This is a genomic window from Microcystis sp. LE18-22.4A, from assembly GCF_027531105.1.
Lineage (GTDB): Bacteria > Cyanobacteriota > Cyanobacteriia > Cyanobacteriales > Microcystaceae > Microcystis > Microcystis aeruginosa.
Map to the genome: position 1 here is coordinate 1 of NZ_JAPZRB010000146.1, position 9,187 is coordinate 9,187.

Annotated in this window: 5 protein-coding genes and 3 pseudogenes; 4 read left to right on the forward strand and 4 right to left on the reverse strand. The window is 42.8% G+C overall.

Features of this window, described 5'->3' with window-relative positions; genetic code table 11:
* Positions 1-169 precede the first annotated feature (169 nt).
* The 4 genes and pseudogenes from O9295_RS06615 to O9295_RS06630 form a co-directional block, all read right to left on the reverse strand.
* Positions 170-349 (reverse strand): annotated as a pseudogene (locus O9295_RS06615) (ClpB D2-like domain containing protein); the annotation flags it as partial.
* A 17-nt stretch (positions 350-366) separates the two neighbouring features.
* Complete coding sequence (locus O9295_RS06620; RefSeq protein ID WP_288032432.1) at positions 367-1,914, reverse strand: hypothetical protein; 1,548 nt, start codon at positions 1,912-1,914, stop codon at positions 367-369.
* A 141-nt stretch (positions 1,915-2,055) separates the two neighbouring features.
* Positions 2,056-2,336 (reverse strand): annotated as a pseudogene (locus O9295_RS06625) (hypothetical protein).
* A gap of 75 nt (positions 2,337-2,411) precedes the next feature.
* On the reverse strand, positions 2,412-4,877 hold the full coding sequence (locus tag O9295_RS06630; protein WP_002732350.1) for an ATP-dependent Clp protease ATP-binding subunit: 2,466 nt from the start codon (positions 4,875-4,877) through the stop codon (positions 2,412-2,414).
* A gap of 391 nt (positions 4,878-5,268) precedes the next feature.
* On the opposite strand from O9295_RS06630, the gene O9295_RS06635 reads away from it, so the two are divergent.
* The 4 genes and pseudogenes from O9295_RS06635 (at position 5,269) to O9295_RS06650 (ending at position 8,399) form a co-directional block, all read left to right on the forward strand.
* Positions 5,269-6,933 carry an AIPR family protein gene (locus O9295_RS06635; RefSeq protein WP_079206595.1) on the forward strand — a complete coding sequence of 555 codons (1,665 nt, stop codon included), beginning with the start codon at positions 5,269-5,271 and terminating at the stop codon, positions 6,931-6,933.
* A 354-nt stretch (positions 6,934-7,287) separates the two neighbouring features.
* Complete coding sequence (locus O9295_RS06640) at positions 7,288-7,554, forward strand: hypothetical protein (protein ID WP_147071344.1); 267 nt, start codon at positions 7,288-7,290, stop codon at positions 7,552-7,554.
* A 4-nt stretch (positions 7,555-7,558) separates the two neighbouring features.
* A complete protein-coding gene (locus O9295_RS06645; RefSeq protein WP_288032434.1) occupies positions 7,559-7,939 on the forward strand; it encodes a clan AA aspartic protease in 381 nt (126 codons plus the stop codon).
* A 126-nt stretch (positions 7,940-8,065) separates the two neighbouring features.
* Positions 8,066-8,399, forward strand: a pseudogene (locus tag O9295_RS06650) (type II toxin-antitoxin system VapC family toxin).
* The last annotated feature ends 788 nt before the right edge of the window (positions 8,400-9,187 follow it).

Genomic DNA, 9,187 nt, shown 5'->3' on the forward strand with positions numbered 1-9,187 from the left:
AATGGAAAAACAGCACTTTTTCTCGGTCAATGATTAGGATAAGTTATAACTTAAAAATTAATCAACAACTAAAGCTTATGCTTGTAGCTAAGTGAAATCATTGATTAAGAGACCTGTACTTTTCAATGACTTTTTCAGCAAACCCTATTTAACTAATTCCAGTGAGAATTTATTCAATCACGGGAGCGATTAACTCACGTCTTTCACCGGAAATTACTTTCACCTTACCTTCCTCATCGATATCGACCATGGCCGTATCCCCATCAGAAACCCGTCCGGAGAGAATTTCCTCAGCCAGAACATCTTCCAACAGACGCATAATCGCACGACGTAAGGGACGAGCAAGATATTAAGTCTCCATCACTACTACCCAATCACCAGGAAAAGTAGAGTGCTGATCAAAGCTGTGATCAAGAGGAATCCCCAAATTTTCCAGAGCAATCCTTGCGCTTTGTTGGATTTAAGAGGCCAGAAATACACCCTACTGGCGAGAGCCGACTTACTGTACTTTCTACCAGCGAGAGCAGACTTACTGTACTTTTCCTCAGTTAAGCAACTTTGGGATCGAGAAAGACCAATTAAGCAACTAACACTGTCGATACGTTCAGCTAAACGAAACCTCAAAAAACTTTTTGGTTCTGCAAAGATGACCACACCACTATTTACACTAGGGTCAAAGACAAGAGAAGCAAATTGAACCAAAATAGAAAGAACAACCAAGCTGCTAATTAACCATCGTTTGAGCCGATTAACCGATAACATCTCTAAGATTAGCAAAGCTATTAAGGGAAGAAGTAGTAGGTGAACTGAGGTAACGTGATAACGAGCAGCCCAAGAACCATCTCCATGCCAGAAATCCAGTTTGCTGGTTAAGATAATATGAAAGACAAGTGCGAAAATTGAGGAAATAAAATATATTCGTATATAAGGTGTTAATTTGTTAAATAAAATAATCCCCAATACTAAACACGGTAAAAGAAAGGGGTCGTAAATAAATATACTTTTAGCTGGTGAGAAGAGAACGCCGAGAATACCAACGTAGGGAGGGTGTATGAGAGGATAATTAGGGGGCAATTCTGGCAACCCTGAAAAGATTGCTCCATTGCGGATTTGCTCCATGAGTAAGGATGTTCCCGTTGTCCAAAAATCCCCAAAGCGTAAGTAATTAAATAATCTACTCATAAAAAAGAAGGGAAATAAGCCGAAGTTCCAGAGTATGGCTGTCTTAAAGATTTGATTCAGCTTGAAATTTTTATAAATTAGACAGCTAATTAGAAACCCAAAAACTGTGAGAGCATAAATGATAGTTGTCGAGCGAATTATAATAGCTGCTCCGATTGCCAATCCACTCAAAAAAACATAAGGTACTTTGTTAGTTTTAATATAAGCTAAAGCACAAGCATAACCTAAAATCACACAAAGTAGGACTGGATTATTTTGTTGAAAAGTTTGTGCATAGTGGAGAACGGTAGTACCTAGCAACCAAATCAAGCTAGCAGATGCCGCAATTTTCTCCTGAAAATCAAATAGTCTAAGTAACCAATAACAAGAGAGAACAACTAATACATTTAGAGGGATAACTACAAGAAAACTAACCGCAAATTCTCGTAATAAATAAGGCTTAATACTAGGAAAAACTTTAGAGAGTTGAGTGCCAATCCAATCTGCGGGCAACATTAATAAAGATTGTCCCATATCATAATGTTCATATCGTTTTCCATCTACTCCTAAAACACCAACAGGCTCTAATCGAGAGGAAGGACGATAATTTGGGGGTAAAGAAACCTCTTCAGTTCCTGTCCACAGGGCATGGGCCATTTTTAGCCTAACATCGGTATCTGGAGGTACGTTGGCAGGATTGATTATTGTTATCCAGAGTAGGGCAATAAGAGCTAATTTTGTGACTGTTTTCATGATCATCTATTCTTAGAAGCTGTTTGAAAAGTTATAGGGCGTTGCTGATTTTAAGTATCAATTGTCCTCTCGGCAATTTTTAAAACCTAGCACTAAGGTAACTTGTGGATAGGAGGCACAATTTAGTATTCATGTCTTGATTCAGCGATCCCGCTTTTTACTATCTTCTGATCTGCCGCTTCTAGGCTGGTAATTGCGGTTTCTGCCGTCAAAATAGGAGGAACATCACTTAAACTAGCAGTTTGATAAACCTGTTCATTTCTAGCAAATAAATTGCTCATATCTTGAGAATAATTAGAAGTGATCGATAGTAAAGCTCCGGCAAAAATATAGATAGGTAAAGGTAAAATAAAACCCTTTGCCCACTGATAAAATTCCACCAACAAAAATAACAAAACACAACCCACAACCCAGACTTTCATCGCACTTTTTCCCTATTTTTACGAGAAAAGGTGAGCAAAAAGCCCACCCTGTATTTAACTAATTCCAGTGAGAATTTATTCGATCACGGGAGCGATTAACTCGCGTCTTTCCCCCGAAATTACTTTCACCTTACCTTCCTCATCGATATCGACCATGGCCGTATCCCCATCAGAAACCCGTCCGGAGAGAATTTCCTCAGCCAGAACATCTTCCAATAGACGCATAATCGCACGACGTAAGGGACGAGCGCCGTAGGCCGGATTATAACCTTCCTCGATCAAGCGTTCTTTAAACTTATCGGTGACAGACAAAGTAATATTTTGTTCTGTCAGACGTTTAAACACATCCTTGAGCAGGATTTCGGCGATTTCCTTGACTTCTTCCTTATTCAGTTGACGGAAGACAATAATCTCATCAAGACGGTTGAGGAATTCAGGGCGGAAATACTGTTTTAATTCCTCATTAACCAGCGATCGAATGCGATTATACTGGGCCTCGGCCTGATTATCGGCAAACTCGAAACCTAAACCACCGCCACCCTTCTCGATCACCTTAGAACCGATGTTCGAGGTCATGATCAACAGGGTATTTTTAAAGTCCACCGTGCGACCTTTGGCATCGGTCAAACGTCCATCTTCAAGGATTTGCAGAAGCATATTGAAGACATCGGGGTGAGCTTTTTCGATTTCGTCGAATAGCACCACCGTATAAGGACGACGACGCACCGCTTCCGTTAATTGTCCCCCTTCGTTGTAACCAACATAACCCGGAGGTGAACCGATTAACTTAGAAACCGTGTGCCGTTCCATGTATTCCGACATATCGAGACGGATCATCGCATCTTCGGAACCAAAGAAATAAGCGGCCAGAGCTTTAGTTAACTCGGTTTTACCTACCCCCGTTGGACCGGAGAAGATAAAGGAAGCAATGGGACGGTTGGGATTTTTCAGACCGACGCGAGCGCGACGAATGGCACGAGACACCGCTTTTACTGCGTCCTCTTGACCGATGAGACGCTGATGCAGGGTATCTTCCATGTGCAGCAGTTTCTCGGATTCGGTTTCGGTCAGTTTGTTGACGGGAACCCCAGTCCAAGAAGCGACGATGTGAGCGATTTCCTCCGCATCCACAAAGGGTTCATCGTTGCCATCTTCGCCTTTTTTGGTGGAAGCGAGATTCCGGATCTGGGTTTTGATTTCCATTTCCCGATCGCGCAATTCCCCAGCTTTCTCGAAGTCTTGACCGCGCACCGCGTCATCTTTTTGTTTGAGAATTTGCCGCAGTTCTTTATCTAATTCCTTGGCTGCTGGAGGCAATTGGGAATTAATCAAGCGCACTCTCGAACCAGCTTCATCGATTAAATCGATCGCCTTGTCCGGTAAGAAGCGATCGCTAATGTAGCGATCGGACAATTTCGCCGCCGCTTCCAGGGCCTCATCTAAGATTTTTAGTTTGTGGTGCTGTTCGTAGCGTTCCCGGAGACCGTAGAGAATTTCGATCGTTTCTTCTACGGAGGGTTCACCGACCATAACCGGTTGAAAACGTCTTTCTAGAGCCGCATCCCGTTCGATATGTTTGCGGTACTCATCCAAGGTCGTCGCCCCGATACATTGTAGTTCTCCCCGGGCCAAAGCCGGTTTGAGAATATTGGCCGCATCGATCGCTCCTTCGGCTGCCCCGGCACCGATGAGAGTATGAACTTCATCGATAACAAGGACGACGTTACCCGCTTGGCGAATTTCGTCCATGATTTTTTTGAGGCGTTCCTCAAATTCGCCGCGATATTTGGTTCCCGCCACTAACAAGCCGATATCGAGGGTGACAACCCGTTTTTCTTCGAGAATGTCGGGAATATCCTTGTTAGCGATGCGTTGGGCCAATCCTTCTGCGATCGCTGTTTTACCTACCCCCGGTTCTCCGATTAGGACTGGGTTATTTTTGGTACGACGACCGAGAATTTGGATGACGCGCTCGATTTCCTTTTGCCGGCCGACCACGGGATCGAGTTTACCCTCGCTGGCCATTTGGGTGAGATTGGAACCGAATTCGTCAAGAGTGGGGGTTTTAGTGCGACCTTGGGAAGATGAACCGGCGGCCACTTCGGCGGTTTCCCCTAACATTCTGATCACTTGGGTGCGAACTTTCGAGAGATCCACGCCGAGATTTTCCAGAACCCTAGCTGCCACACCTTCCCCTTCGCGAATTAGTCCTAAAAGGAGGTGTTCTGTGCCAATATAGTTATGGCCCAGTTGACGGGCTTCTTCGAGGGAGAGTTCTAAAACTCGTTTGGCTCTGGGGGTGAAGGGAATTTCCACGGCTACGAATCCGGAACCGCGACCGATGATTTTCTCCACCTCCACGCGCGCATCTTTGAGATTGACACCCATGGACTTGAGGACTTTGGCGGCAACTCCCGTTCCCTCTCCAATTAGTCCTAGTAAAATCTGCTCTGTTCCCACGAAGTTATGGCCAAGGCGGCGGGCTTCTTCTTGGGCGAGCATGATTACTTTAATGGCTTTTTCCGTAAATCTTTCAAACATAGCCTATCCATCACCTACACAAGCGACCCTAGATATGCTGATTTTAGCACGGCTTTTTAGTTTAGCCCTCTTTCAGTGATCAGTTATTGGGGAGCGGCCTGGAAACCTGCCGATAAGTGGTTCACCCTTGCATGATCCCCTAGGCTCGTGGTCATCCCCATCTCTCGATCGCTTGACTATCGATCGCCCATTTTCCGGTCAAAACTCGAAGTATAAGCAGATTAAATATTACTACCTATTGACAAATGAGTATATATGTTGTATGTCGGTGTAACATACAGAAAGTTGACCCATATCGTTACTCTGGAGACTGTTATGCAGAAAGTTTTCGTATAATATGTAGTTAGGCACAATAAAATAAGCTATTTAAATATGTTCGTTAAATAAGTACATGAATATTAATATATCCATCATCGACCAACGCTTAGTATCAGTTAGCAAAGACATTCGTCAAAAAGCTTCTGAAGAACTACGAATCACAGATGAAGGCCGGCTTAAGTCTTTGGCTTTTGTATATCTGTGCGTTAAAACCATTTTAGATTTAGATGGAGATGATGTTTTTGATTGCTTAACAGAAGGAGGTGGTGACTTTGGAGTAGATGCTATACATATCTCAGAAGAATATGACGGTGAATTTACAGTTAGTTTATTTCAGGCAAAATATAAGAACAACCTAGAAGGAAACTCTAACTTTCCTGAAGAAGGTATAAAAAGTTTAATAAACGCAATTAATTACTTATTTAATCCAGCAGCCAAACTAGAACATATTAATCAACGACTGCTTGTGAAAGTGGAAGAAGCTCGTAGCCTAATCCGGGATGGCTATATTCCCCAAGTTCGGACAATAGCTTGCAACAATGGGCTGAAATGGAATTTATCTGCTCAAGAGGCTATTGATCGTGCTGAGTTTGGAGATCAGGTGACATGGGAATATGTTAATCACGAGCGTTTAGTCAAAATTCTTCAAGCTTCTAAACCCGTAAAAGATACTTTGCAGCTAAGTGGCAAAGCTATTGTGGAAGATATGGAGTTTAGCCGAGTACTGTTGGGTAGAATTTCGGTGACAGAAATTGCCACACTTATAGAGCGACATGGAGAACGTTTATTAGAGCGCAATATTCGTCGCTACTTGGGTTTACAAGGAAATCGCGTAAATGAGGGTATCCGTCATACTTTAACTAGCGATGAAAAAAACAATTTTTACTTTTATAATAACGGGGTCACGTTGACTTGTGATAGTTTCTCATACAACGCATTGCAAGATGGCGATTACAAAGTGCGTGTTGAGAATTTACAAATCATTAACGGTGGTCAAACGTGTATGACCATATTTAAAACCTTGCGAGAACCAGATTTAATTCATCAAAATGCCCAAGCTTTTGTTCTTTTAAGACTCTATCAATTGCCTCGTGAAAATGAAGGTTTAGTTCAAAGAATTACCTACGCAACCAATAGCCAAAATCCAGTAGACCTCAAAGATTTACGTGCTAATGATGAGCGCCAGAAAATATTGGAAAAGGATATTGAGCAATTAGGATTTAACTACAGGCCTAAACGTTCCAATACTCCTACTCGCTCTGCTGATATTACTTCAGGAGTAGCTGCTGAGGCAGTATTATCCGTTTGGCGAAGAAAACCTCATCAAGCAAAGTTTTTCTCTCGTGAACATTTTGGGAAACTGTATGATACAATCTTTACTGATCAATTAAATGGAGCGCAAATCGTAATAGCTGTTCAGCTTTACAGAATTGCAGAAAACCGCCGCAAAAGACCTGAGTCTACTGACCCAGATTTTGTCCGCTATGCTTCCTGCTTTATTGCAATGCAGATGGGACAAAAACTTTTGGCTGATATGAAAGTTCAGATGAAAGATATTAGTCATCAAAATTTTCAATCAGCCCAAATGCTTATTGATCAAAATGGTGAGAGTTACTTTAATGCTTCATTACAGGATATTAAACAGGCACTTCAGGATCTTTATGGAGAACAAGAGATTTCCTTGCAGCAGCTATCTGCAACATTTCGACGTGGTGATTTAATAAGTAGACTTCAATGAATCAAATCGGTTCAATAATTCGACTTCTTTTCTTGCAAACTCGCTTAACCTAACTTCACCGTTAGCTGAAATATTGGTGAATTTTCAAAGTTGCCTGTTGCTGTGTGACTTCACAGATTAATATAGTGCGATGCCAAAGGCACTGCGTAGCAGAGCGCAATCTTGTAGGGTGCGTTCCCTAATGCAAGTCCTACCGATCCAGCGATCGATTTTGGGGAACTCACCATGCACATTGATTGAAACTGTGGGTTTAAGTGCGATGCCGCTCTTGTGGGCCCAGTTGGGGAATGTTAGCGAAGATTGCCAATGTTTAGGTTAAAATGGAGGGGCAAAAGTGGCAACGGGGTCAGGACAATGACAGTTAATCAACTCCGCTACAGCAAAGAAGAATTCGCTCGACGTGGTAATGAGATTTATCAATCTCAGGTGCGCCCCCAAGTCGAGGAAGGCAATCATGGGAAGATTGTAGCCATAGATATCGAAACAGGTGCTTTTGAGCTTGCCAATGACACAATAACTGCTTCTAATCGATTGCTTGAACGAAACCCTGATGCTCAAATCTGGCGTGTCCGAATTGGACATAAAGGCGTTCACCGCTTTGGCTTAGGTCGTCTGCTTTAACTTTATGATGAACGGAATTGTTGATCAAAACTGCGAGGCAAGGCTTAGGTTAGTCGTAAGCAATGAAAGTAAACAGAGGCAAGTAATTGATGCTGTTATTGATACAGGGTTCACAGGCTTTTTGACCTTACCTCTGACAGTAATCAACAGCCTCAACTTACGGTTGTATAGCCGTGAAGAGGGAACATTAGGGGATGGAAGTACCTGTATCTTTGACGTTTACAGTGGTCTTGTTATTTGGGACGGTGAATATCGGTATATTGATGTTAACGCAGCCGAAACAGAACCTTTGGTCGGTATGAGTTTACTCTACGGCTATCGGATGCAACTTGATGCGATCGAGGCTGGAATAGTCGTAATTCAGTCATTGAACAGTTTAAGCTAATCGGGTGTGGAACGGTCTAACAACGTTAGTGCGATGCCGAAGGCACTGCGTAGCAGGGCGCATCGCTTCCTAGCGACAGTTTTGCACAGATTGGGATAAAATACAGATCTAACTAGCGCATTTCAAATGAGCGAAACTGTTTACGTTGAAACTAGCGTGGTTGGTTACTTAACAGCCAGACTCAGCAATAACTTGATCCTCATGGCAAACTTGGGGATTACCCAAAAGTGGTGGGACACACGCCGAGAGCAATTTACGCTTTATATCTCCCCCCCCTAAAGCCTCTGATGATGCGCTTCATATTGGAGTTGCTACATTTTACGGAATTGACTATCTTTTAACTTGGAACTGTAAGCATATTGCCAATGCTCAAATACAAAAGAAACTAGCACAAATAAGTATAGAAGCAGGATATGATCTGCCAACGATTTGTACACCTAATGAACTAATGGGAGATTAATTATGTGGAAAGATGAAGTTCTAGAAGAAATTTACAGAATACGTGAAGAACACGCGAAGTCCTTTAACTATGATTTGCAAGCAATTTGCAATGATCTTCGTAAAAAACAATCCACTAGCAGCAGACAAATTATTTCGACTCCACTCAAACCTCGCAGTCAACCGCATAACAAATCGTTGCATCCGACCGCCTAGAGATGATCTGATAGAAGTTGAAGATTCTCTGTGGCGGCTGAACTCAGCCGTTAGAGCGATCGCCATCGCCGTAGGGTGCGTTCCCTAATGCAACTTCTACCGCTCCACCGATCGATTTTGGGGAACGCACCATGCTCATTGATTGAAACTGTGAGTCTAAGCCTCGTGGGTTGGGTTGAGCGAAACAAGACTGGGGCGAAAATAGCTCAATTCGCTTGAAAAAGCGAAACCCAACCACCCCAAAGGCTACTCTTTGTTGGGTTTCCTTGGGTCAACCCAACCTTGTATTCAATACTGGTTTTACCGAAAAATTGGGTTTAAAGCCTCGCCCTTTTAGGGCGACTTTATGTGATGTATGATATTAAGAATAGCGGGCCGGGTAAGCAACCGCTTAAAAAACCCAGTCATCAACCGATGAACGCACCTTGAAAACTAGAGTTATGGGGTTCTATTGGGGAATGCTCCTATAGGTAAAAGCTCTAAGCGTCAAGTACCAGAGAAACCAATTATTTTAGAGGTTTTGAACTGTATCGTAGGGCATACGAAAACAGGCTTCTGTAAGGGAGCGAAAGTCTGAGGAGAGAACCACCTCTG

What these genes read in the sequence shown, in the direction of transcription:
- O9295_RS06640 (WP_147071344.1), top strand. Translation starts at nt 7,288, where the DNA reads ATGACAGTTAATCAACTCCGCTACAGCAAAGAAGAATTCGCTCGACGT.
- O9295_RS06635 (WP_079206595.1), top strand. Translation starts at nt 5,269, where the DNA reads ATGAATATTAATATATCCATCATCGACCAACGCTTAGTATCAGTTAGC.
- O9295_RS06630 (WP_002732350.1), bottom strand. Translation starts at nt 4,877, where the DNA reads ATGTTTGAAAGATTTACGGAAAAAGCCATTAAAGTAATCATGCTCGCC.
- O9295_RS06645 (WP_288032434.1), top strand. Translation starts at nt 7,559, where the DNA reads ATGATGAACGGAATTGTTGATCAAAACTGCGAGGCAAGGCTTAGGTTA.
- O9295_RS06620 (WP_288032432.1), bottom strand. Translation starts at nt 1,914, where the DNA reads ATGAAAACAGTCACAAAATTAGCTCTTATTGCCCTACTCTGGATAACA.